The sequence below is a fragment of the Streptomyces sp. NPDC004031 genome (assembly GCF_053604375.1).
Map to the genome: position 1 here is coordinate 18520 of NZ_JBSGHL010000041.1, position 22496 is coordinate 41015.

At 71.5% G+C, this 22496-nt stretch carries 22 protein-coding genes; 13 read left to right on the forward strand and 9 right to left on the reverse strand.

From position 1 onward, the window contains the following. Nucleotides 1-8 precede the first annotated feature (8 nt). Together ACWERV_RS24380 and proP are read left to right on the forward strand one after the other, a co-directional pair. A complete protein-coding gene (locus tag ACWERV_RS24380; protein ID WP_398183334.1) occupies nucleotides 9-380 on the forward strand; it encodes an SH3 domain-containing protein in 372 nt (123 codons plus the stop codon). Between the two features lie 168 nt (nucleotides 381-548). Continuing rightward, the gene (gene proP / locus ACWERV_RS24385; protein ID WP_452936694.1) at nucleotides 549-2057 is read left to right on the forward strand and encodes a glycine betaine/L-proline transporter ProP; all 1509 of its coding nucleotides are present in this window, start codon (nucleotides 549-551) and stop codon (nucleotides 2055-2057) included. 32 nt (nucleotides 2058-2089) lie between these two features. Here proP and ACWERV_RS24390 read toward each other — a convergent pair whose 3' ends face one another. Together ACWERV_RS24390 and ACWERV_RS24395 are read right to left on the reverse strand one after the other, a co-directional pair. Continuing rightward, a complete protein-coding gene (locus ACWERV_RS24390; protein WP_452936599.1) occupies nucleotides 2090-3304 on the reverse strand; it encodes an MFS transporter in 1215 nt (404 codons plus the stop codon). A gap of 342 nt (nucleotides 3305-3646) precedes the next feature. After that, nucleotides 3647-4075 carry a hypothetical protein gene (locus ACWERV_RS24395; RefSeq protein ID WP_452936601.1) on the reverse strand — a complete coding sequence of 143 codons (429 nt, stop codon included), beginning with the start codon at nucleotides 4073-4075 and terminating at the stop codon, nucleotides 3647-3649. 239 nt (nucleotides 4076-4314) lie between these two features. Between ACWERV_RS24395 and htpX the strand changes: the two genes are divergently transcribed. The 3 genes from htpX (at nucleotide 4315) to ACWERV_RS24410 (ending at nucleotide 7921) form a co-directional block, all read left to right on the forward strand. After that, nucleotides 4315-5217: a zinc metalloprotease HtpX gene (gene htpX, locus ACWERV_RS24400; protein WP_398183343.1), complete on the forward strand. Its 903-nt coding sequence runs from the start codon at nucleotides 4315-4317 to the stop codon at nucleotides 5215-5217. Beyond that, nucleotides 5214-6431, forward strand: a complete 1218-nt coding sequence (locus ACWERV_RS24405) for a universal stress protein (protein ID WP_452936604.1) — start codon at nucleotides 5214-5216, stop codon at nucleotides 6429-6431. Before htpX ends, ACWERV_RS24405 begins: the two co-directional genes overlap by 4 nt. Nucleotides 6432-6652: 221 nt before the next feature. Then, on the forward strand, nucleotides 6653-7921 hold the full coding sequence (locus tag ACWERV_RS24410; RefSeq protein ID WP_452936606.1) for an MFS transporter: 1269 nt from the start codon (nucleotides 6653-6655) through the stop codon (nucleotides 7919-7921). A 22-nt stretch (nucleotides 7922-7943) separates the two neighbouring features. On the opposite strand, the gene ACWERV_RS24415 is transcribed toward ACWERV_RS24410, so the two are convergent. The 3 genes from ACWERV_RS24415 to ACWERV_RS24425 all read right to left on the reverse strand — a co-directional run bounded on the left by ACWERV_RS24415 (nucleotide 7944) and on the right by ACWERV_RS24425 (nucleotide 10595). Continuing rightward, nucleotides 7944-8558 carry a hypothetical protein gene (locus tag ACWERV_RS24415; protein WP_452936609.1) on the reverse strand — a complete coding sequence of 205 codons (615 nt, stop codon included), beginning with the start codon at nucleotides 8556-8558 and terminating at the stop codon, nucleotides 7944-7946. A gap of 44 nt (nucleotides 8559-8602) precedes the next feature. Continuing rightward, nucleotides 8603-9634, reverse strand: a complete 1032-nt coding sequence (locus tag ACWERV_RS24420) for a hypothetical protein (protein WP_452936610.1) — start codon at nucleotides 9632-9634, stop codon at nucleotides 8603-8605. A 76-nt stretch (nucleotides 9635-9710) separates the two neighbouring features. Beyond that, a complete protein-coding gene (locus tag ACWERV_RS24425; protein ID WP_452936612.1) occupies nucleotides 9711-10595 on the reverse strand; it encodes a fructosamine kinase family protein in 885 nt (294 codons plus the stop codon). A 99-nt stretch (nucleotides 10596-10694) separates the two neighbouring features. Here ACWERV_RS24425 and ACWERV_RS24430 point away from each other — a divergent pair, with 99 nt between their 5' ends. Next, on the forward strand, nucleotides 10695-11006 hold the full coding sequence (locus ACWERV_RS24430; RefSeq protein ID WP_452936615.1) for a hypothetical protein: 312 nt from the start codon (nucleotides 10695-10697) through the stop codon (nucleotides 11004-11006). Nucleotides 11007-11490: 484 nt separating this feature from the next. Then, complete coding sequence (locus tag ACWERV_RS24435; protein WP_452936617.1) at nucleotides 11491-12756, forward strand: hypothetical protein; 1266 nt, start codon at nucleotides 11491-11493, stop codon at nucleotides 12754-12756. Nucleotides 12757-13059: 303 nt separating this feature from the next. Here the strand turns inward: ACWERV_RS24435 and ACWERV_RS24440 are convergent, their stop codons facing one another. Next, entirely contained in the window at nucleotides 13060-13608 is a 549-nt protein-coding gene (locus tag ACWERV_RS24440) for an Imm21 family immunity protein (RefSeq protein WP_452936620.1), read from the reverse strand. Between the two features lie 253 nt (nucleotides 13609-13861). Further along, a complete protein-coding gene (locus ACWERV_RS24445) occupies nucleotides 13862-14326 on the reverse strand; it encodes a hypothetical protein (RefSeq protein WP_452936622.1) in 465 nt (154 codons plus the stop codon). A gap of 338 nt (nucleotides 14327-14664) precedes the next feature. Here ACWERV_RS24445 and ACWERV_RS24450 point away from each other — a divergent pair, with 338 nt between their 5' ends. Together ACWERV_RS24450 and ACWERV_RS24455 are read left to right on the forward strand one after the other, a co-directional pair. Further along, nucleotides 14665-15363: an SMI1/KNR4 family protein gene (locus tag ACWERV_RS24450; RefSeq protein ID WP_452936625.1), complete on the forward strand. Its 699-nt coding sequence runs from the start codon at nucleotides 14665-14667 to the stop codon at nucleotides 15361-15363. A gap of 838 nt (nucleotides 15364-16201) precedes the next feature. Beyond that, on the forward strand, nucleotides 16202-17140 hold the full coding sequence (locus tag ACWERV_RS24455; RefSeq protein ID WP_452936628.1) for a phosphotransferase: 939 nt from the start codon (nucleotides 16202-16204) through the stop codon (nucleotides 17138-17140). Nucleotides 17141-17150: 10 nt separating this feature from the next. Here the strand turns inward: ACWERV_RS24455 and ACWERV_RS24460 are convergent, their stop codons facing one another. Continuing rightward, nucleotides 17151-18062 (reverse strand): regulator, encoded by a 912-nt coding sequence (locus ACWERV_RS24460; protein WP_452936630.1) that lies wholly within the window; start codon nucleotides 18060-18062, stop codon nucleotides 17151-17153. 717 nt (nucleotides 18063-18779) lie between these two features. Here ACWERV_RS24460 and ACWERV_RS24465 point away from each other — a divergent pair. The 4 genes from ACWERV_RS24465 to ACWERV_RS24480 all read left to right on the forward strand — a co-directional run bounded on the left by ACWERV_RS24465 (nucleotide 18780) and on the right by ACWERV_RS24480 (nucleotide 21407). After that, nucleotides 18780-19286, forward strand: a complete 507-nt coding sequence (locus tag ACWERV_RS24465; RefSeq protein WP_452936697.1) for a bifunctional DNA primase/polymerase — start codon at nucleotides 18780-18782, stop codon at nucleotides 19284-19286. A 28-nt stretch (nucleotides 19287-19314) separates the two neighbouring features. Next, complete coding sequence (locus ACWERV_RS24470) at nucleotides 19315-19569, forward strand: hypothetical protein (protein ID WP_452936699.1); 255 nt, start codon at nucleotides 19315-19317, stop codon at nucleotides 19567-19569. Next, on the forward strand, nucleotides 19566-19877 hold the full coding sequence (locus tag ACWERV_RS24475; protein ID WP_452936633.1) for a hypothetical protein: 312 nt from the start codon (nucleotides 19566-19568) through the stop codon (nucleotides 19875-19877). Before ACWERV_RS24470 ends, ACWERV_RS24475 begins: the two co-directional genes overlap by 4 nt. Nucleotides 19878-20288: 411 nt before the next feature. Next, nucleotides 20289-21407 carry a hypothetical protein gene (locus tag ACWERV_RS24480; protein ID WP_452936635.1) on the forward strand — a complete coding sequence of 373 codons (1119 nt, stop codon included), beginning with the start codon at nucleotides 20289-20291 and terminating at the stop codon, nucleotides 21405-21407. A 69-nt stretch (nucleotides 21408-21476) separates the two neighbouring features. Here ACWERV_RS24480 and ACWERV_RS24485 read toward each other — a convergent pair whose 3' ends face one another. Further along, nucleotides 21477-22283 carry a DUF6602 domain-containing protein gene (locus tag ACWERV_RS24485; RefSeq protein ID WP_452936638.1) on the reverse strand — a complete coding sequence of 269 codons (807 nt, stop codon included), beginning with the start codon at nucleotides 22281-22283 and terminating at the stop codon, nucleotides 21477-21479. Nucleotides 22284-22496: the final 213 nt, after the last annotated feature.

The window sequence follows — 22496 nt, forward strand, 5'->3', positions numbered from 1 at the left end:
AGGACGTCATGCCGCAGTTCGCCACGTCGAAGCCCCTGACCACCCTCGCCCTCACCGCGGGGGCCGCCGTCCTCGGCCTGTTCGGTGCCGTCGCCCCCGCGGGCGCCGCCACTGCGGGCACCCAGGCCGCGCCGGCCACCGCGCGGAACGGATACGTCGACGGGCAGGTCGTGTCCAACCTGCCGCTGACCATCCGTGCCGCCGCGACCACCAACTCCGCGGCGCTCGGCAGCTACCCGCCCGGCGCCATCGTGCACATCTCGTGCAAGGTCAACGGCCAGACCGTGGACGGCAACCCGCGCTGGTACAAGCTGCACGACCGCACCGGCTGGCTCGCCGCCCGGTACGTCGTCAACCTCGGCACCGTGCCCTGGTGCTGACCGGGCCCACGAGCACCGCGTGACCGCCGCGCACGGCGGCCGTACGTCCGACGTACGGCCACCGTGCGCGGTCGACGTATCGGCGGCGGCGGAGGAGGAGGGCCGGAAGTGGACGCGCGCAGAGGACCCGGCCGGACGGGGGCCGGGCCGCGGCGCTCGGGCGAGCGGGTGGACCGGCTCTACCGCACCCTGCTGCGGCGCCGGAAGAAGTCGCTGGGCCCGGAGGACGTCGCCGTCGCCGACCTGCCGAAGGTGCGGCTCGCGGTGGGCGCCGCCGCGCTCGGCAACACCATGGAGTGGTTCGACTTCGGCGTCTACGCCTACCTCGCCGACACCCTCGGCAAGGTCTTCTTCCCCTCCAGCTCACCCGGCACCCAGGTCATCTCCACCTTCGCGACCTTCGCCGCCGCCTTCCTCGTCCGCCCGCTCGGCGGCCTCGTCTTCGGCCCGCTCGGCGACCGCATCGGCCGCCAGCGGGTGCTGGCGATCACCATGATCATGATGGCCGCGAGCACCCTCGCGGTCGGCCTGCTCCCGACGTACGCGGCCGTGGGCTTCCTCGCGCCCGTGCTGTTGCTGGTGTGCCGGCTCGTACAGGGCTTCTCCACCGGCGGCGAGTACGCGGGCGCGACCACGTACATCGCGGAGTACGCGCCCGACCGGCGGCGCGGCTTCCTCGGCAGCTGGCTCGACTTCGGCACCTTCATCGGCTATTCGCTGGGCTCCGGCCTGGTCACCGTGCTGACCGTCACCCTCGGCTCGCAGAGCCTCCAGGACTGGGCCTGGCGCATCCCCTTCCTGGTGGCCGGGCCGCTCGGGGTGACCGGCCTCTACATGCGGCTCAAGCTGGAGGACACCCCCGCCTTCAAGGCGGAGGTCGAGGAGGCGGCCCGGTCCGTGCCGGGCGAGGGCAGCCCGGTCGACGAGGCCCGGCAGTCCGGGCGCGGGCGGCTGAAGGACATCTTCACCGGCCACTGGCAGGCCATCCTGATCTGCATCGGGCTCGTCCTGCTCTACAACGTCACCAACTACATGGTGACGTCCTACCTGCCGACGTACATGACGTCCACGCTCGACTTCGGCGACACCACCGCGCAACTGCTCGTGCTCGGCACCATGCTGCTCGTCGTGCTCACCATCACGGCGGTGGGCCGCACCTCCGACCGGTGGGGACGGCGGCCGGTGTTCATGACCGGCAGCATCGCGCTCATCGCCCTCTCCGCGCCCGCGTTCCTCCTGATCCGGCAGGGCGGCATCGTGCTGCCCGCGGTCGGCTGCGCGATCCTCGGCCTGCTGCTCGCGTCCTTCGCGGGCACCTCGGCGGCCACCCTGCCCGCCCTCTTCCCGACCCGCATCCGCTACGGGGCCCTGTCGATCGCCTTCAACCTCTCCGTCTCCCTGTTCGGCGGCACCACCCCGCTGGTCGCCTCCGCGCTGGTGGAGGCGACGGGCGACGCGATGGTCCCCGCGTACTACCTCATGATCGCGGGCGCCGTCGGCTGCGTCTCCACGCTCTACCTGCGCGAGACCGCGGGCAAACCGCTGTCCGGCTCGCGCGCGATGGTCGAGACCCCGGGCCAGGCCCGCCGCCTCGTCGCCCGCAGCCGCACGGCGGCGGGACGGCACGCCCGCGACGTCTGGCTGCGCATCCACGGCCGCCGCCGTCCGCCCGGTTAGCCCCCCGGCCGCTACCCCGGCGCCCCCGGCCGCTACCCCGGCGTACGGCGTACGGCGGCCCCCAGCGGGCGCAGCGCCCCCGCGCTCACCAGCGCCATCGCGGCCGCCGCCGCCACCGCCACGGCGAAGCCCCCGCGGGCGCCGAGCGCGTCGACCGCCCAGCCGGAGGCCGCCGCCGCGGCGGCCGAGCCCGCGGCGCTCGCCGAACCGAGCCAGGAGAAGGCCTGCGTCAGGACCAGCGGATCGACGGCGGACTCCGCCAGCAGCGAGAAGAGCGCCAGCAGCGGCGGCACCGCCGCACCGGTCACGACCACGGCGGGCGCCAGCGCGACCGGCGAACCGGCGGCGAGCAGCAGCAGCCCGCCCAGCGTCAACGCGGCGGTCGCGGCGAGCAGTTGCACGGGCGGCGCGGCCCGCCACCGGCGCAGCCCGTACAGCCACCCGGCCAGCAGCCCGCTGCCGCTGGACACCGCGAACAGCGGGGCCGCCGCGCCCGGCGCGCCGTGCTCGACCGCGAAGGCGGTCACCGACACCTGCATCGCGCCGAAGTACACACCGATGCCGAGGTTGAGGACCAGCAGGACCAGCAGCCCGCCGCCCAGCAGGGTGCGGCCCGCGCGGGCACGCGCGGCGACGTCGGCGGTGTGCGGGGGCGCGCTGCCGCGCCGGGCGGCGAGCAGCAGCCCGCCGCCGACCGTCAACGAGGTGGCCAGCGCGCTCCCCGCCGCCGGGTGCCCGGCCGCCGCGAGGGCGCTGACCAGCGCCGGGCCCACGAGGTAGGACACCGCGTTGCCGACCGACTCCAGCGCGAAGGCCGCGGGCAGCTCCGCCGCCCGGCCGCCGCGCAGCAGCGCCGCCCAGCGCGCCGCGGACATCGCCGGGAGCTGCGGCACGCTCGCCCCGACCGCCGCACCGCCCAGCGCCAGCAGCGCGCGGGGGGCGCCCGCGGACGTCAGGGCCACCAGCGCGGCCATCGCGGCGGCGTGCCCGAGCAGCGCGGGCGGCAGCACCCGCGTCTGCCCGAACCGGTCGGCGAGCCGGGCCAGTTGGGGAGCCCCCAGCGCCTCGGCCACCGCGAAGCCGCCGCTCACCACCCCGGCGGCGGCGAAGGACCCGGTCCGGTCGTGCACGAGCCAGACGATGCCCAGCCCGGTCATCGCGCCGCCGCACCGCCCCAGCAGCGCGGGCAGGAAGAACGCCGCGGCCCCGGGGGTACGCAGCAGGGCACGGTAGTTCGCCGTCGACACGGCGATTCCCTCTCGCTGCCCGGCGGGACGGCCTCCCGGGTCGCCGGTGCCCGTGCGTACCGACCCGTGGACGACCGCCTGGAACCGTCCAGTTGTGGCGCGGAGTGGGGACACACGCCCCGCACCGACTCCATCACCGGGCAGAAGTCCTGTGATCAGTTCACCGGCCCCGGAAACGGGGCCGAGCAGCATCGAAGAGCATGGCGCGGACGAAGTCAACCGCGGGTGTCGTGAGCGGGGATCGGGGGGAGCGGGCGCCGGGGCGCGGGGACCGGGTGCGCCTGGCCGTCCTCGCCCGAGCTGGCCCCCGCCCCCTACCGCGTGCCGCGCCGTCCGGCCGGTTCAGCGGTGCGGCCACCGGATCCGGCGCGGGCGCCACGGGTCGCGGTGCCGGTGCCGGTGGTGCGGCAGCGACGGCGCCGGGGGCGGGGCCGGGGCCGGTGCCCGTACCGCCGCCGGGACCGGCCGGGCGACCGGGCTCGCGGGGTGCAGGCCCTCCTCGGAGTACGGCGTCGCCGCGATGGCCTCGACCATCTGCTGCTCGTCGAAATCCTCGGAGCCGGGGATGTGCGGGACGAAGCCGATGAGGACGTTGTCGCGGAGCACCTCCGCGTCCAGCCCGCCCGCCCCGCCGACGGTCCACAGGGCCTCGCACCCGTCCGGGATGACCACGCGGAGGGCGAAGTCGTACACGCCCTCGTCGGCGCGGTGGGCCATGATGCCCCGGGCCCGCAGGGCGGACACCAGGTGATCCACCCGCTCGCGTTCCATGGCACGTACCTCCTCGGGACCTGCCGTGCGCGGTACGCGGCGGGAGGTGCCGCCACCTGCGCCGACTCCACCGTACTGCGGTGACCCGGCCGCCTCCTCCCCGCGGATTCCGGCCCCTGCGGACGGCTCGCCGACCGCCCGCCGCGAGCGGAGAAGCGGCATGCTGGAAGGAGGAAAGCAAACGCGCACACCGGTCCGCCGCCGCCCGGCGGGGGACCGGCGGGAGGCGGTGAGGGCTCATGCGGTCTCGCTTCGCACCCGACCGGCAACTGACCGTGCGGATGGGGGTCGTCCTCTTCCTGCTCGGACTGGTCTACGTGGCCTTCGTTGCCGCGCTGGTCGTCCTGCTGAAGTCCGTCGTCGTGGTCGTGCTCGTCGTGGCCGCGCTGATCGCCGCCCAGTACTGGTTCTCCGACCGGATCGCGCTGTTCGCGATGCACGCCCGCGCCGTCACGCCCGAGGAGGAGCCCGCGCTGCACGGAGCCGTCGACCGGCTGTGCGCGCTGGCCGACATGCCCAAACCGGTGGTCGCGGTGTCCGGGACCGACCTGCCCAACGCGTTCGCGACCGGGCGCAACGCCGATCACGCCGTGCTGTGCGTGACGCGGGGCCTGCTGCGCCGCCTCGACGCCGGGGAACTGGAAGGGGTGCTCGCCCACGAGCTGTCGCACGTCGCGCACAAGGACGTCGCCGTCATCACCGTGGCGTCCTTCATCGGCGTGCTGGCCGGGCTGCTCGTGCGGTTCGCCTTCTACTCCGAGCTGTTCGGCGGCCGCCGCCAGGACCAGAACACCGCCGCGCTGCTCGCCCTCGTCATGGCCGTGTCCGCGGCCGCCTACCTGCTCGGCTTCCTGCTGACGCGGGCCCTGTCCCGCTACCGCGAACTGGCCGCCGACCGCTCCGCCGCGCTGCTCACCGGTCGCCCGTCGGAGCTGGCGTCCGCGCTGGTCAAGGTCAGCGGCGACATCGCCCGCATCCCGACGGAGGACCTGCGCACCGCCCGCTCCTTCAACGCCTTCTTCTTCACCCCCGCCCTGCGGGAGGACGCGCCGCTCGCCACCGTCCTGTCCACCCACCCCAGCCTCCAGCGCCGGCTGGACGCGCTGGGCCGCATCTCCACCGAGCTGGGCCTGCACTCGTGACCGCACCGGCCGCGCCCGAGCCCTCCGGCCCCGCCGAGCCCTCCGGACCGCCCGAACCCCCGGGCCCCGCAGGACACGGCGGCCACCCGCGGGGGAGCCTGCGCGTCTACCTGGGCGCCGCCCCCGGCGTCGGCAAGACCTACGCCATGCTCGCCGAGGGGCAGCAGCGCGCCCGCAGCGGCACGGACGTCGTCGTCGCCCTCGCGGAGGACTACGGCAGGCCGCCGACCCGCGCGATGGCCGAGGGGCTGGAGACCGTACCCCGCCGGAGCGTGGAGTACCGCGGCTGCACCTTCACCGAGATGGACCTGGACGCCGTCCTGGCCCGCCGCCCGCAGACCGCGCTCGTCGACGAGCTGGCCCACACCGACGTCCCCGGCTCACGGCACGAGAAGCGCTGGCAGGACGTCGACGAACTGCTGGCCGCGGGCATCGACGTGATCTCCACCGTCAACATCCAGCACCTGGAGTCGCTCAACGACGTGACCCGGGACATCACCGGCGTCACCCAGCGCGAGACCATCCCCGACGACGTGGTCCGCGCCGCCGACCAGATCGAACTCGTCGACCTCTCGGCGGAAGCACTGCGCCGCAGGCTGCGGCAGGGCGAGATCTACCCGGCGGAGCGTATCGACGACGCGATGGCCCACTACTTCCGCGCCGGGAACCTCACCGCCCTGCGCGAGATCGCCCTGCTGTGGACGGCCGACCGCGTCGAGGAGGCGCTGCTCCGCTACCGCCGCGACCACGGCATCCAGCAGCCGTGGTCCACCCGCGAACGCGTCCTCGTCGCCCTGTCCGGCGGCCCGGAGGGCGACACCCTGGTCCGCCGCGCCAAGCGCACCGCCTCGCGCGGCGCGGGCGGCGAGTTCCTCGCCGTCCACGTCGAGCCCGACGACGCGTCCGCGGCCTGCTGCGCGGGCCTGCCCGACCACCAGCGCGCGCTGGTCGAGGAACTCGGCGGAAGCTGCCACACCGTGACCGGCGACAACACCGCGCGAGCCGTCCTGGACTTCGCCCGCTCCGTCGACGCCACGCAGATCATCATCGGCGCCACCACGCGCAGCCGCCTGCACCGGCTCTTCCGCCGCGGCGTCGGCGAATCCGTCATCGAGGGTTCGGGCGAGACGATCGACGTGCACGTCGTGACGCACGCGCACGCCGCGCACGGGCGCTTCCTGCGCAGGCGCCGGGGAGCCCGCGAGAGGGCGTGACGCACGCACGCCCGGCACAGGCAGGCCTCACCCGCGTGCCCGGCCGCGTGGATGACGCGTATCGGCGCGACGCTCCGTTAGTTTCCTGTCACGCGCCGTACCCCGCGGCCGCGCGCCCCGGACGCGAGAGGTGCCCCCGCCACGATGACGGCCCCGGTGACCGGACGACCGCGCGACGCTCCTGCCGCACGCAGTACCGGGCGCGCCCGGCCGGGGCCACGGTGAGGGGGCGCGGCGGCGGAGGCCCGTTCGTCGCCCTGCGCGAGCCGAACTTCCGGCTGTACGCGGCGGGGCAGTGCGTGAGCCTGGTCGGCACCTGGATGCAGGCCGTGGCCCAGTCCTGGCTGGTGGTGGAGCTGACCGGCTCCGGGACGGTCCTCGGGCTCGTGGTGGCCGCGCAGTTCCTGCCCGTGCTGCTGGCCGGGCCGTACGGCGGGCTGCTCGCCGACCGGGCCGACAAGCGCCGGCTGCTGCTGTGCACCCAGACCGCCCTCGGCCTGCTCGCCGGGGTGCTGGGGGTGCTGACCGTGACGCACGCCGTCCGGCTGTGGATGGTCGTGCTGCTCGCGGTCGCGCTCGGCACCGTCAACGCGGTGGACAACCCCACCCGGCAGACGTTCGTCCCCGAGATCGTCGGGCCGGGGCTGCTGCGTGCCGCCGTCGCCCTGAACAGCGTGATGACCAACGCGGCCCGCGCGGTGGGCCCGGCCGTCGCGGGCGTCCTGATCGCCTCCGTCGGGGTCGGCGTGTGCTTCCTGGCCAATGCCGCCAGCTACGCCGCCGTCCTGCTCGCGCTGCTGGCCATGCGCACCGAGCGGCTCCGCCCCGGCCCCGCGGTCGCCCGCACCTCCGGCCAGCTCACCGCCGGGCTGCGCTACGTCCGGGGCACGGCCGGGCTGTGGGCGCCACTGGCCATGATGGCGCTGATCGGCACGCTGGCCTACGAGTTCCAGGTGGTCCTGCCCCTGCTGGCCCGCTCCGGCGGCCACGACGGGGCGCGCACGTACGGCTTCATGACCTCCGTCATGGGCGCCGGGGCCGTGGTCGGGGGTCTCGCGGTGGCGGCCCGCGGCCGGGTCGGGGTGGTGCCGCTCGTCGTGGCGGCCGCGGGCTTCGCCGCCGCGCTGACCGCGGCCGCCGCGCTCCGCCCGCTGCCCCTCGAACTCGCCGCGCTGGCCTGCGTGGGCGCGTCCGGCACGGCCTTCCTCGCCACCGGCAACACCACGCTGCAACTCGTCGCCGACCCGTCCTACCGGGGCCGCGTCATGGCCCTGTGGTCGGTCACCTTCCTCGGCAGCACCCCGGTCGGCGGCCCCCTGGTCGGCCTGGTCGCCGAACACCTCGGCCCGCGCGCGGGTCTCGCCCTCGGCGCCGCCGCCTGCGCGATCGCCGCCCTGCTGGGCCTCCTCGCCCTCTCCCGCGTCCCGCCCCGGCACCGCCACCTCGACCCCCGGCCGGCGGATCCACCGCCGGAGGCGCACCACACCTGACGCGTCCGGCCCGGCCCGACGCTCAGGCGAACTGCGTCTCACCCCACGGCGTGAGCGCCCACCCGTCGAGGAAGCCGTCGTGCAGCCGGACCGCCAGCAGGCCCGCCGTGCCCGTACCCGCTTCCGCCCGCGCGGCGCCGAGGTGGAAGGTGACGAAGCGCGCCGTACGGTCACCGGCGGCGTAGCCGAGCGTCTTGGGCAGCTCCGGGTCCTCGGGCCCGAAGACGACGGACGGCGGCCCGAACGCGCCGAGCACCTCGGGCAGCGTGCGGTCGTCAGCCGCCCACGCCACCACCGCCTCGGCGAGGGCTGCGTGCTCCGCGCCCGTCAGCGTCCGGTCGAGCCGCAGCCACCCCCGCCGGTACGCGTCCTCGCCGTACTGCGACGCCACGACGTGCACGTCCGGCCCCGGAAAGGCCTCCCGCAGGAACGCCGACGGGGCGAGCCGCGCGACGGTGTCCGGTATCCACACCGCCTCCCCGGCCTCCGCCCCACCGCCGCCCGCCCCGGCCGCCGCCAGCTCGTCCAGCAGACGTGCCACGGCGGCGAGCCCGCCGTGCTCCGAGGGACGGCGTACGGCCCGGTTGAGGCGGGCGAGCAGCCGCTCGCGGGCGGGGGAGACGAGGATCCCGGTCACGGGAGCAGTGTGCCGGACGGGCGTGGCGCGCGCCGCACGTTTCCTCACCACCTGCGGTCGTGGAGCGCCCGCAGCCACGGCTCGCGGACGCACGGCATGCGCGCGAGGGTGTGCCGGAAGGCCTTGTGGGACGGCACGAAGGGCACCACCGGGTGCGGCTCCAGCGGATCGTCCCGCTCCACCCCGGCGGGCAGACCGCCGACCACCGGGAGCCGGGTGCGCTCCTGCGGGAAGGCCATGTCGGCCCACAGCGCCGCCCCCACGGGTACGGCCGCCGCACCGCCGCGCGGCCGCCACACCTCGCCGGTCTGCGGATGGACCGGTACGAGCAGCAGCTCGGCGTCCGGCTCGCCCGCCCCCGGCCCTCCCACGTCCAGCCGCAACGCGCCCTCCCCGGCGGGCAGGAGCGCGTCCTTCCCGGCGGGCAGCAGCGCCGCGACACCCCGCCCGAGGACGTCGGCGACCGGTCCGGGCCTGACGCGGACGGGCCTGCCGCCCGACGCCGCCACCAGGTGGGCGAGGGCGGCGCCCGCGGGGATGTCCTCGAAGCCGCCCAGCCCGCGCCATAGTGCCCCGTCCACGAGCAGCTCCGACCAGTCCAGGACCCGGCGTTCCGGCGGACCCGGCAGCCGTACCACCGCCTGTGGGAGCAGCCGGACGAGCTGCCAGTGCCCGCAGTCGTCGTCCCGCCCGCCGACTGGCAGCCCGCAGCCCAGGCAGCCGAGGTTCGGCCCGTAACCGCTGCTGATCCCCAGGCAGTGGCCCTCCGTCCGCCCCGCGATCAGCCCGGTGCCGCGCATGTCGCCGGGCGCGAGCAGCACGGTGCCGGCCGGACCGTCGGACACCGAGGCCACCGGGGCGTACAGCCCGCGCGCCGCCTCCTCCTCCGCCCCGAACTCCGGGCTCGGCCGCCACGGGGGGCCGTACGGTTCGGGATCGACGGCGTAGGTCCCCGCCTCCATGAGCGGCGGGTGCAGGGTCTCCCAGTGCGTGTCGCGCAGATGGACCGGCAGGTCCACCCGCGACACCGCCGCCGTGAGCACCTCCCCGCACCCGGCACACCCGAACACCGCCATGCCCCGCCTCCCCGTCGCCCCCGCCTCCCGTAGCCCCCCGCATCCCAGCGGACGGGGGACCGGGCGGCAAACCCTTTTACGCCCGCCTGCGGAAGGGCGCGAGCGTGCCGCGTACCAGCTCGGCCGCGCCCCAGTCGGGCTCGAACTGCGCGATGACGGCGAGGTGCTGGCGCAGCTGGAGGACGGGCATGCGCTCCCGCCACCCCCGGTCCAGCCCGGTCAGTTCGGCGTACAGGCCGAAGAAGGCGTCGGCCTCGGGCGGCGGCGCCGTCGTCCACAGGTGGGCGAGGTCCACCTCGGCCCATGTGTACGACACCGCGGGGTCGATGAGCGCGGGGCCCCCGTCCGGCGCGGCCATGACGTTCTGCGCCCACAGATCCCCGTGCGTCAGGCACGCGGGCGCGTCCGGCAGCAGCTCGGGCAGCCGCTCGCACAGGTGCTCCAGCGCCGCCCGGTCCCCGGCGTCCAACGCCCGCTCCACCCGCGGCTCGTCGAGCCAGCGCAGCAGCCGGTGCCGCGCGAAGAACGCGAACCCGTCGTCCTCCCAGTCGTTGACCTGCCGCCGCCGCCCCAGCCAGTTGTCCCGGTGCCACCCGAACCGTGCCTGCCGCGTACGCGTGTGCAGACGGGCGAGCCCGTGCGCGAACCGCTCCCAGAAGCCCGCGTCGTCCGGCCGGGGCCGCAGCACCGACAGCACGAGCAGATCCCGCCCGGCGAGCAGCACCTCCGGGGTGTCCACACCCCCCGCCGCCCGCAGGGCCCCGAGCCCCTCCGCCTCCGCCGCGAAGGCGTCGTCGGAGGGCGACTCCGCGAACCCCTTGACGAACACCTCCGTCCCGTCCCCCCGCCGCGCCCGCCCCGCGACCGCCGCCAGCCCCCCGGTGACCGGTTCGACGGCGCCGACGTCCCGCATCCCGGCGGCGTGGAGGCGTCGGAGCAGGAGCGACGCGGTATCCGTCATGACCGCGATGATCCCCTCCGGCCGCGGACCGTGGCAACGTCACCTCGTTCCGGCGGCGGCCCGCGCGACAGGCTGGGACTCCGGTCGATCCCCAGAACCGTGGCCCTGAGCACCGAACTCTGGTGCGGCGAAGCCGAGAGACAACCCGCCGCGCATCCCGGGGCCGACCTATACCTCGTCGGTCTGGACGAGCATCGCGAGCGGATATTCGCGGAGTTCGGCATCGACACACGCCGCGCCGGCGCGCTCGTCCTGGTCGGGTATCCGCAGGGTGATCCGGGCGTTGCGGAGGAGGACGTCAACGAGGCGCTGCGCATTCACAACTCGCATCTGAACCGGGTCGAGGTTCGCACGTACAAGGAACTCATCGACAGCGCCGAACGCGCCTTCGCGGTGGGCGATGCCGGGTAGCCGCCCGTGGCGGAGGCGCACGCCCGCGGGTGCCGGAAACTGTCGCAGTGTTTCTGACGTGGAGCCCTGGACGCGAAGCCGTTGGCAGAGCCCTACCGGGGCGTTCGAGGCCAGGGGTGCCGTCGGCCGCTGAACAGGTGCACCGCCGTGAAGCGTCCCGCCGACGCCTGCGCGGGCCCCTGGTCACAGGTGCCGTGACCGCAACGTTACCGAAGGCCGCATTGACGTCGGCGACGGGGAACCTTACGTTCCTGCGAGCAGAAACTATCGCAACTTTCCGAACGAACGTCGGTGTCGCTGTCAGACGGGAGTGTGCGCCGGAACAAGGCGTGGCCGGATCCCGCGCGCCGCAGACCCGGCGTACGGATGACGCGCGTACCGCCCCCGCCTCAGACCGCGTGGCCCGGCGACGAACCACGGCATCGACAACCGTCCCCCCGCAAGACCCGGTAACCGGCCCACCCCCCCCCACGCAGGAGCCGCCATGCTGATTCCCCGCCCCCTCCGCCGCCCCGCGGCGGTCCTCACCGCCGCCCTCCTCGCCGCCGCTGCCGCGCTGACCGCGGCGCCGCCCGCCGCGCGGGCCGACACCCCGGCCCCCCGCTCGTTGCTGGTCGGGCAGAGCAACACCGGTGCCTGGAACGACCTGACCTCGTCCACCGGCGCGGACCCGCAGGGCGGTTCGGTCTACTACAGCGTCCGCGACGGCGGCTTCTCCGGCGCCTGCGGCACGACGTGCGAGAGCACGTACGCCTCCTTCCTCGCCGACCGCGGCAAGCAGATCGAGGTCGGCGTGAGCTGGAAGGACAACCCGCCCGGCTGGGACGGCAATGACGCCGACAAGCAGACCGCCTCCCAGCAGGCCACCGCCGCGATCGCCGCGGGCGGCTATGACCAGCAGTTCGGCGCGCTGTCCTCCTTCATCGCCGCGCACCCCGCGGCCACCTTCCTCGTCCGGGTCGACTACGAGGTGAGCACCCCGTTCTTCTGCACGGGCGGCACCGACTGCACCCCGTACAAGAACGCCTTCCGGCACGTCGCCCAACTCCTGCGCGCCCAGAGCGGCGCGGGCAACCGCGTGCAGTTCGTCTACCACCCGGTGCGGGGCCAGTTCGACGCCCTCTACCCGGGCGACGACGTCACCGACTGGGTCGGCGTCAGCGTCTTCAACAACGACCTGTGCCAGCCCTACCGCGAGAACGGCACCACCTACTGGAACGGCACCGAGGACACCGCCGCCCGCACCTGCTCCGGCTACTACGACGACTACGTGAACGGCAACGTCAACGCCATCCCGCACGCCTACCCCGTCGACCTCAACATCCTGCGCATGATGTGGTGGGCCCAGCAGCACGGCAAGCCGATGCTGGTGGCCGAGTCCGGCGTGCAGCGCATGTCCGACACCCTCGCCTCCGACGGCACCCAGTCCGACGCCGACTTCACCGCCTTCATGCAGCGCCTCACCACCCTGCTCACCTACCGCGGCCCGCTCCCCAACGGCGTCATCGACGGCGCCCAGACCCACTTCACCGGCACCGCCTACGACCTCTCCCAGGTCATCCGCGCCGTCACCTACATCAACATCGACTGGCGCTACGGCTTCGACGGCCAGACGTCCCCCACCTCCCCGATCGCCCTCCCCCCGTCCAGCGGCTGGTACGTCAACTCCCTCCTCAGCCACTACCCCCAGGGCCGCACCACCTTCTGCCAACTCCTCTCGACCACCTCCTTCGCGACCACCTGCCACTGAGCCCCGCACGGCCCCCGGCCGGTCAACCAGCCTCCCGACGGTCGGGACCCCGGACGCCTCCGGGGCCCCGACCACCATGCGGGTGGTGGGCTGGCTGGGACATCGGTACGCAATTCAAGGGTCCGATGAGGCGCGTTGTCCGGGCTCCCCGTTCACCGAATTCACGGATTTCGTCAGATTCGGCCTGAGCGAGTTTCTGGACCATTGAGTGGCCCGAGGTCAGGTCGCCTCCGCGATCTCGGCTCGGCCCTACGACCTCCGTCACGCCGGGGTCCCTTCCACGCGTGGGTCAACGCTGCAGAACTACGCGTCCACGGGAAGGATCTGGACCAGACCGACGGAGGTGCGCCCATCTATTCGGATGTGGGCGGCCCGGATCGTCCACACGCCGGCAGTCAGGGGGACGGGAGCCTGTTCAGGCCGTCCGCCCCCGGGATACTCCACGGTCAGGTCGGCTCCCGCTACGGCTGAGTCCATGAGCACGGCCGGCCCGTCCGTGGCCCAGGTGCCGCACACTTCCCACGGGGTGGTGGCATCGGCCAGCACCGCTTCGACGGCGGCGACCAGATCGGCCTCGGAGTCTGCTCCAAGCCAGCGGAGGAACACTCGTTGCTCAGCGAGGAAGCAACTGGTGGCCGGCTCGTCGGCGAGTACCAGCGCCTGAGCACCGCCCTCACCCACTGCGACGACCCCGGCCAGGTCCTCCACATCGCAGGCCCGGTCGTAGTCGTCCGGAGTATCACCGTCGCCCAGGACGCTTCCGCCCTCGGTGCAGCCGCGCCACGCGCTCAGTGCCGATACGGGGACCGCGGCGAGAGGGCCACCCATTGATGCCACCCAGTTGAGATGCATACGCACAGCGTGCCCCTGGGCACTGACAACGCGGGGGAGGGGCCCGCCGGAGACCGGCCGGCCTGGCGTGCGTCCCGCGATGCCCGCCTACGTCCGGTGGACCGTTCACGATCGTCACGCTGTCACAACTCACGCTGTCACAACGTGATCGCTGGTGAACGGCCGGCGTGAGCCGGGTTCGGCTCCACACATGCGCCGACCCGGTACGGCTGTGAGGGCCGACCGGCGGCGGTCATCCCAGGAACGCGGATCGCTACGCGACCGGAAACGCCGTCTGCGCGAGGGTCCGCGCTGCGGTGCGTACGGCGTTCTCCCAGGCTCGGAGACCATCAGGGGACAGATAGTCGAGGTGGTACTCCTCGCCCACGGCCCGCACGAATTCGCACTCGGCTTCTGTCAGCGACGCGATCCCCCGCCAGACCCGAGCCGCTGCGTCCCTCGGTGACAGGACACCGGCGCACAGCTGTGCCGCGATGTGGTGCATGAGGCAGCGCCCGGCGATCTCGTCGTCGGGGACCCGGATTCCTAGCTCTTCCATCGCCCCGTCGAAGAGTTCGTCGATCGCTGCTGTCTCCGCACGCCGGGAAAGGCCGGCCAGCTCACACAACGAGGGAGAGTCGTATCCGGCAGCCAGCAGCCGGGCCGCCGCCATCGGCAGGTCCTCCGGGAAGACCACACGCGCGACGTACTGCCAGGCGACTGTGGCGGGCTGGTCCATAAGGGCATCCTGCCCGTCCCAGATGATGTCTGCCCAGCGAGTTCATGCGTGCCGTACGAGTCGGCGACGGGTGGGGCCTGGACCTGGCGAGGTACGGCTCGGACTCACGCCGTGTTCGCGCTCGCCGACGGTCAGAAAGGGTTTGCGTTTGATGGCGGTGGTCAACCAGGGGCGGTGCCTTGGTGGGCGAGGTGGGCCAGGACGGAGAACGCTTCGGCGTTCGCGGGCGGAGGCGACCAGGACTTGCCCGAGCGCGGGGGCGAAACGGATTGAGGATCCTTCCTCACCGCGACGAGGATGTCCTCGGCGGGGAGAGCCTTCGTTGTCGAGGGGGAGCGATGAGCGAATGGAACGGAGTGCGGGAGCGAGTGCTCTCGCTGGGGCCGCCGCCACGGAAAGACCGTGGACTGGGGCGCCTGCTGCGGCGACCTGTGGGGTCCACCACCTCGCTGCTGGATGATCCGCTTACCGAGGACGAGGTGTCCTCCGCCGAGCGGCAATTCGGAGTCGCATTCCCCGAGGAATACCGCGGCTTCCTCCTGGAAGTCGGCGCGGGAGGCTTCGGTCCGGGCTACGGATTGGCCACGCTCGTCTGCCATGAGGGGGCGTGGGGCTGGCCCGAGTGGGAGGCAGAGGACCCGGCGGAGCAACGGCAGCTTGCCCGTCCGTTTCCGAGTGACGAGGAGCGCGCTCGGTGGACCGAGCAGCTGCAGATTCTGGAGAACGCAACCATTACGGACGGCCAGAGCGATGATGAGGAGATCCATCGGGCCGCCTTGGCCTTCCGCGCAGCTGAGGACGAGTTCCACCCTGCGATGACCGCCAGGGCCATACGGCTGAGCCACGAAGGGTGCGGCTACTACACCTGGCTGGTCGTCACCGGCGAGGAGCGCGGCAACCTCTGGTTCGACGCGAGATGCGTGGATGAGCCGCTTGCTCCGTTGTGGCACAGGCGGCGACGTCGTACTCGATTTACCGAGTGGTATCTCGAATGGCTCGACGAACTCCAGGGACCAGCCCAGCGCTCCGGGAGATGAACCGCAGCTCCGGCGGCGCATCGTCGCAGCTCCGCCGAGGAGCCACTCCGTGACGGAGGCGCTGCACCACGGGCAGTGAGGTTGCCGTTCCGCGGAACGGGCGCCGGAATCCGTGTGCGAGGCCGTAGACGTCGGCGCGGCCCGCTCGGTTGGTGCGGCTCGGATCCAACCCCCTGTACGCGCCCGCTGACAGCCGGGTGATCGTCCGCATCACTTCTGACGCGGAGGAGCCGGCGGATGGGCAGCGAGCACGAAGAAACGCCGCTCGGCCGCCCCTTGAGCGACCGGCAGACCTTTACGCCCACCTGCCTCTCTCCCCGACCCCTCCGAGGACGAGCCGACTTCGAGCCGACGACGGACGGAGCCAGCGTGCCGAATTCCGATCAACGCGCCTGACCTTGAGCGGAGTGACGCTGTGTGCCGACGGTTGAATCGAGCGCGGCTGTGGTCGGATCCCGTGGACGGAAGTTGAGTGCCTGAGCGCTGACCTGCCGCGAGGGCCACCAAGATCATTACGTGGTCATTACGTGATCACTGACATCAGGCTGCCGTTCGGCGGTTCTCGGCTGTGCAGGGGGCAGGAAAGCAGAAAACCCCGCGTTCAGCATTTCTGCTGGTCGCGAGGTGGTTCGCTACAGTATCACTTTTGTCACCTGGGGTGCCCCCGGCAGGATTCGAACCTGCGCACACGGCTCCGGAGGCTACGGCGCCTGCCGCTGGGCTCCGGTCTCTGAGCTGGGCGCTCGGCCGGTCAGGTGACCTGGAACGGCTTGATCATTACGCTCCTATGACGTGAAGCCCCACGCAAGTGACTTGCGTGGCCCGTAGGGTCGATGGCATGGCGAGTGGCGGTGCGGGTGCGAACGTGACGGGCACGGGCGGATCGGGCTTCACGGTCGAGGCGGCGAAGCTTGCGCTGGAAGCGGCCTGCGGCGAGGTGGGTCTGGACGCCGTCGGGGCGCGGTTGATCCGGCTGGGGTCCAACGCCGTCTACGCGCTCGCCGGCGGCCACGTCATCGTTCGCATCGCCGCGCCGGAGGTGGATCTGGCCGAGGTGGAGCGAGCCGTCGCCGTAGCCAGGTGGCTTGCAGATGGTGACGTTCCGGCCAACCGCCTGGTGCCAGGCATTGCTCAGCCGCGCGTCGTCCAGGGGCACGCCGTGACGTACTGGGAGAGCGTTCAGGACGAGGAGGAGTACGCCACGCTCCCCGAACTGGCGGACCTGCTCAAGCAACTGCACTGGCTGGAGGAACCGGAGTCGCTGGGGCTGCCGTACTTCGACCCGCTGCCGAAGGTGCGAGCCGGCCTGGCGGGGCTGGGCGTCGGCGTGCGGCCGGAGGACGCCGACTTCCTCCGCGGGCGCGCGAACCACCTGGATACGGAGTACGCCCGGCTCGACTTCGTCCTGCCCTTCGGCCTGATCCACGGAGACGCGAATATCGGCAACGTGCTCCGCGACCGCGCGGGCCGGGCCGTCCTCATCGACCTCGACGGCTTCGCGCTCGCCCCGCGCGAGTGGGACCTGATCCAGACGGCGCTCTTCTACGACCGCTTCGGCTGGCACACCGCCGCCGAGTACGACTCGTTCGTCGACCACTACGGCTTCGACGTCATGAACTGGCCCGGCTACGAGGTGCTCGCCGATCTGCGCGAGCTGATGATGACGCTCTGGCTGGGCGGCAAGGCCGGAGCGGAGCCCAAGGCGGCGGAGGAGTTCGCGCGCCGTGTCGAGTCCATCCGCACCGATGGCGACCGGCGGCTCTGGCAACCGTTCTGACCTCGCGTTTTTACGTGTCGGGTGTGCTCTCAGCCGCTGTCCACAACCGGTGCTCGGCCGCTTGCTCGTGCAGGTCCCGTACGTGTGCGTTCGTCCGCACGGCTGCGAGCGCGGTGCGGAACTCCGCGAGGTAGCTGACGGCTCGGGCCGAGCGGAGCTGCCCGCCCAGGTCGAGAGCGTCCAGCGCGACGCGGCACGACTCCTCCACGTCCCCGGCCCGTAGATGGGCGTCCGCCAAGACCATCGTCGCGAAGAAGTCGCTGCGGACATGGCTCCCGCTCATGGCGTTCCCCGCGTGCTCCACGGACCGCTGGGCGCTGTTGATGTCGCGGAAGCAGTGTGCGGCCTCGGCTGACAGCTCGGCGTCGTCGAAGTAGGTGATCCATTCCGGCTCGTCGGCGTGGTTGCGGCGGTCCAGGGACCGTTCGGACTGGCTGAGCGCCTGCTGGGCCCCGCGGTGGTCGGAGGTACGCGCGAGGGCCCGCGCCTCCATCGCCCAGAACTGCGCCGTCAGCGTCGGCGTGGCCACTCCGGAAATGCCCATCCGGGCGGCTCGGGCAAGCGTCGCGGCATCGCTGAACCGGCCCACGAAGGTTGCCTGGTGACTCATCGCCGAGAGGACGCTTCCCGCGAGCCGCCGGTCATTCGCGTCCTGGGCGAGCCGGAGGGCGTGGAGGTAGTAGTGCTGGGCCAGGGCGTGGTGGCCGGCGTCGTACGACATCCAACCGGCGAGGCGCAGTGCTTCCGCGACCGTGGCGAAGAGGGCCCGTCCGACCGACTCCGTGTAGGTGCCGTGCAGCAGAGGTGCCACGTCGTGGCTGAGGTACTGGACGACGGCTCGGCGGGCGTGCCCCCCGCCAAAGCGGTCGTCGAGAGCGGCGAAGGTATCCGCCGTGGCCTTCACCATGGCGACGTCGGCCATTCCGACCCGCACCCCGCCTCGGTCGCCCGTCGTCAGGGCCTTTTGCTCCGGGGCGACCAGCCACCGTAATGAGGCGTCTGTCCACGCTCGATCCGAGACCTGCCCAGAGGGCGGGGCGTCGGCGAGATCTGCACGCCACAGTTCCGTCACGGAGGTGAGGGCGGCCTCGGAGCTGTCCGGGTACCGTGGCTCGGCGGGGGCGTTCGGACCAGGTTCCCTCAGCCCGAGTTCGGCCGGTGGAATCCCCAACGCGTCGGCCAAGAGGGCACCGTAGAACTCATCGGGCTGGCTGTGCCCGTTCTCCCAACTCGCGATGCGACGCTTCACGCTGGCGTCCGACGGAAGCACCTGCCCACGCCGGGCCGCCGTGCGCCGCAGTTCGCTCACCAGTCGAAGCTGACCCCAGCCATGCGAAAGACGGGCGCTCCGGATCACGTCGGCGACTCGGATACTCAGGTCCTCCACCGTGTCCTCCCCGCTAGCCGCGCGAGTGGCTTGGGCCATCACTGTACGCGCGTGCACGGCTACGTTTCCGCTGGTTAACGATGTCCCGCCCTTCGAGGGATGACGTGCGGACGTGTGTGGACCGGCATGTCATCCGGGCGTCACCTCTGACGTCACCCGTCGTCATCTGCCCTGCTCAGGACTACCGCCTGACGCTGGATGGCAGCGGCGGAAGGACCGTCGCCGGGTGGCATGGGGTGATGGCGCGTGCAGATGGTGACGCGACGGAGCATCGATTGGCTCTGCGAGGCTTCCGACGATCCGCAGCAGTTCCGCATGGTCTGGTCGGACGATCCGCGCCAGCCTCAAGTGGTGGCGACGGGAGCGCTGTTCGACGTCGTGGCGACGGACCAGCAGCTCGGAATTGAGGCGCTGGACCAGCTCCGGCGGCGGGGGATGCCGGTCGGCGCGGTGCTGATTGACCGCGCGGCCCGCCGCACCGGCTTCATGGTGCCGCCCGACACACAGGGCGTCTTCGAGCGGACGCTGGCCCGTGAGACGTCGAAGCCTCTGCCCTACCGCTACCTCGGCGACGGCTCGTACGTCGTCCTGCCGGGCCCCGTCCCCCTGCCCGGCGACCGCTTCGAGTGGCTGAACCCCCTGAAGCGCCCGCAGCACTGCTCGCCGCTCCAGACGGTTGCCCTCGCCGTGATGCTGGCGGCCTCCGCCGACCTGATCGCGCGGGCCGAGCAGTACGGGCTGGAGCCGGCCGGTGCGTGAGGACGACTCGGCGGCGAGGGGCGAAAGCGTGACCGCCCAGGCGATCGACAGCGCGCGATGGCGGGAGGCCCGCCAGGCAGCCACGACCTTGCGCGCATCCCTCCAGTTGGCGGGTCTGGAGAGGGATGTCCCCTACCTGCGCGCCGACCTGAACGCCTTCGGCCAGGGCTACGTGGAGCTGGGCCGCGTGGCCCCGCACACCGCCGAACGCCTCGCGGAACTCCTCCGTCGCGGCATCGCGTTCCTCGGTGCTGCCCCCGCCAAGGAGGGAGAACCGACATGACCGACCCCCGCGGCGCCTGCGCCCCACCCGCGGGCACCCTCGCCCCCGGCGTCCCCTACGTTCGCGGCTGGGTGGAGGGCAGGCGTGCTGCCGAGACCCTGGCCGAACAACTGGTCCTCGCCGACCTGGCGGACGGCTTCCCGTCCCTTCGCGCGGACGTCAACGCCCTCGGCGACGGCGTAGTGAGCCTGGGCAAGATCCTCCCGGAGACGGCTCTCCGCCTCTCGGCCCTCCTGGCTGCTGGCCTCCTTGCGGAGAAGCTAGACGAGTGGTCCGCGGAGGACGTCGCAGCCGCGGCCAGCCTCTGACTGTCTCAACAACGTAGCGGTTCGTCCTCCCGGCCGGGACCGGCGCTCCAGCGCCGCAGCCCGGACGGGAGGACGAACCGCGTAGAGAGTGATCGGTAGCTCGTGCCCGCTTGACTCCCAGATCGTCGGTTCAAGGGTTTCGGCAAGCCGGAGACGCTTTGACGCACGATCAGGCGTGCACGTGAGCTGTTGTTGTTCGTCTGTGTGCACAGCCTGTGGTTCCAAGCTGGTCCCAGCGCGCGGCTCCGGAGGCCCCGTGTCTGTCAGGGATTTTCGGCAGCTCAGAACCATGAAGTCGGCGAGCCGTCCGTGATCGGTCCACGGATGGCGAGGTTGGCTCCCGCTAGCAACCGAGGGGGGAGTCGTGTGGGAACGGGCCGAGTCGTCAGTGTGGTGAACTAGGGTCAGACCATGGCCACGAGTGTTGCGGGAATCAACCCCGGCGATGTGCGTACGCGCAGTGAAATTCGTGCAGTGTTCGGGGGGAGTCCGCAAGGTGGGATCTGTCCTTCCACGTCTGAGCGCAGCGTCAACCTGTACTCGGACCCGGACGTGGGAGAGAAGGCTGGGTACTACGACGGCTGGCTGGCTGAAGAGGACGAGATGGGTCCTGTCTTCGAGTACACCGGTGCAGGGAAGTCCGGTGACCAGACCTTCGATGGGGTCGCCGGCTCAGGGAACAGAGCGATTCTTCGACACGCGGAGCAAGACCGAGTGCTCCGCGTGTTCACACGGGTAGGCAAACTCCCCGACAGCGATACCAAGACTCATCGGTACCTCGGAGCGTTCACCCTGGATGGGGTGCAGCCGTATGTGTGGCGCAGGGTCCATGGCGAGGACCGCAACGAGCGGGACGTTCTAGTCTTCCGCCTGCGTCCTGAGGGTGCTGTTCAGCGCGCGATGCAGGACGTTATCCCTCCTGCTGAGGAGACCACTGCGGAGTTCGTGCCGTTCCAGGTTGTCACCGCGGCAACGTTTCAGACAGACCCTGCAACAAGCGGTGCGCTGCCACTTCCCAAGCAGCGGGTACGAAAGGGAAGTTCCACACGCAGGGCGGCCCCTAATCCCGAGACGAGCGGCACGTTCGTGCTCCCTGAGGCGTTCAGCACCAAGCTGAGTCTCCGGGCCGCCGCTGCCGCCACCATCGCCGTGCGCCACGAAGCGCTGCTGACTCAGGCATATAAGGCGCACTTGGACGCCGCCGGGCACCGGACCGGTGCCTTCCAGATCAAGGTGAAGGGCCTCACCTCAACACTCCGTACAGACCTTTATGACGCGACGGATCACGTGCTCTATGAGGCGAAGGGGTCAAGCTCCCGAGAGGACGTGCGGATGGCTCTCGGACAGATCCTGGACTACAGCCGCTACGTCAAATCGGCAGAGCACGAGGGTGAGCCCAAGCGCGTCATCTTGCTGCCGACCGCCCCGAGCCCCGACCTGTACTCGCTACTCGATCGGTATGAGGTCGGAGTGGTTTACCGCTCGGATGACGGGCGCTTCGTTGGAGACGTAGTCGCTCAGGTGGGCTAATAGCGCGATCTTGTCTCCGTCGCCTGCCTGTGGGGGTGGCGACGAAGAAGAATCATCGCTAACTGCTACCTAAATTATCCACCGCTTAGAGATTCTGCCGAGTGGTGTAGCACCGGAATACGGGATGAGGTCGAGTGGATTCATCCAGGCGTCAGAAAAGTGGATATTAAGGTGCAGGGCAAGCGGAAGGAGGATGTCTTGATCCGGCTCGGCGTCGACCTGAAAAAGGGCTGCGCCTGCCGTCGGAGACCTGAAAAGCGACCCGTTTCGCGGATCGCCCCACTGTAGATGGCCCTTGCCGGTAACCCAAATACTGTCTGGCCATTCGATGGGATTTCGGGTCCGACACCAGTCCACGAGATGCTTACCGATGGTATCTAGGGTAAGACTGTCGAATGCCACGATCATTCCGGATGTCGGGAAATAATCGTGAGTTACGCCGTACGCCTTAGTGGAGCGTGGAATCATCCCAGGGATTGGTCGAAATGACACTTTTGGTAGTCTTCGCATCCTGCTGATCTTGTTGCAGGCATCCGCGAGTTGGGTTCCGTCAAGTTTGGTCTTCACTTCGACCATGCCGTACACGCATTCGTTTGGGATGATCCGAAACCCGTTAAGACTTGTGAACGGTGGTGTTCCGCGGTCAATGAGAACGATGTCGCATTGTGGTGACACGTCACCATTTGCTGCGATTACTTCCGCATTGTGCACGGCTTCTACGTGGGTCGGTAGATAACCGGACAGGAACTCCTGGATGAGGACCTCGCGTGAGGTCCCAGCTTCGCCGTTATGGTTGAAGTTTTGAGACTGCTCGAAGTCAGCCCGCATCCTCTTTGCTACTGAGCTGAGGATCTTGCCTAGTTTCTCTGCGGCCATGTGTAGATCTTAGGGCTGGCCGTTCGCCACTTCGCCACAGCGACGTGTTTACCGACAGGGACGAGGGAACGGTGCTGACTCCCGGGGGTGCTGTACTTCCTCACTGTGCAGCACAAGCTTGGAAGGTCAGTGCGGTGGCCCCGTGGTGACCTCGTACGGCCACATGCAGGGCCTATGGGGCGTCCGCCCGCCCTCCCCCTCGCTCGCCCCTCT

What these genes read in the sequence shown, in the direction of transcription:
- ACWERV_RS24480 (WP_452936635.1), top strand. Translation starts at nt 20,289, where the DNA reads ATGGCCACGAGTGTTGCGGGAATCAACCCCGGCGATGTGCGTACGCGC.
- ACWERV_RS24455 (WP_452936628.1), top strand. Translation starts at nt 16,202, where the DNA reads ATGGCGAGTGGCGGTGCGGGTGCGAACGTGACGGGCACGGGCGGATCG.
- ACWERV_RS24440 (WP_452936620.1), bottom strand. Translation starts at nt 13,608, where the DNA reads ATGCATCTCAACTGGGTGGCATCAATGGGTGGCCCTCTCGCCGCGGTC.
- ACWERV_RS24485 (WP_452936638.1), bottom strand. Translation starts at nt 22,283, where the DNA reads ATGGCCGCAGAGAAACTAGGCAAGATCCTCAGCTCAGTAGCAAAGAGG.
- ACWERV_RS24395 (WP_452936601.1), bottom strand. Translation starts at nt 4,075, where the DNA reads ATGGAACGCGAGCGGGTGGATCACCTGGTGTCCGCCCTGCGGGCCCGG.
- ACWERV_RS24475 (WP_452936633.1), top strand. Translation starts at nt 19,566, where the DNA reads ATGACCGACCCCCGCGGCGCCTGCGCCCCACCCGCGGGCACCCTCGCC.
- ACWERV_RS24435 (WP_452936617.1), top strand. Translation starts at nt 11,491, where the DNA reads ATGCTGATTCCCCGCCCCCTCCGCCGCCCCGCGGCGGTCCTCACCGCC.
- ACWERV_RS24380 (WP_398183334.1), top strand. Translation starts at nt 9, where the DNA reads ATGCCGCAGTTCGCCACGTCGAAGCCCCTGACCACCCTCGCCCTCACC.
- ACWERV_RS24465 (WP_452936697.1), top strand. Translation starts at nt 18,780, where the DNA reads ATGGTGACGCGACGGAGCATCGATTGGCTCTGCGAGGCTTCCGACGAT.
- ACWERV_RS24420 (WP_452936610.1), bottom strand. Translation starts at nt 9,634, where the DNA reads ATGGCGGTGTTCGGGTGTGCCGGGTGCGGGGAGGTGCTCACGGCGGCG.
- ACWERV_RS24425 (WP_452936612.1), bottom strand. Translation starts at nt 10,595, where the DNA reads ATGACGGATACCGCGTCGCTCCTGCTCCGACGCCTCCACGCCGCCGGG.
- htpX (WP_398183343.1), top strand. Translation starts at nt 4,315, where the DNA reads ATGCGGTCTCGCTTCGCACCCGACCGGCAACTGACCGTGCGGATGGGG.
- ACWERV_RS24450 (WP_452936625.1), top strand. Translation starts at nt 14,665, where the DNA reads ATGAGCGAATGGAACGGAGTGCGGGAGCGAGTGCTCTCGCTGGGGCCG.
- ACWERV_RS24445 (WP_452936622.1), bottom strand. Translation starts at nt 14,326, where the DNA reads ATGGACCAGCCCGCCACAGTCGCCTGGCAGTACGTCGCGCGTGTGGTC.
- ACWERV_RS24460 (WP_452936630.1), bottom strand. Translation starts at nt 18,062, where the DNA reads ATGGCCGACGTCGCCATGGTGAAGGCCACGGCGGATACCTTCGCCGCT.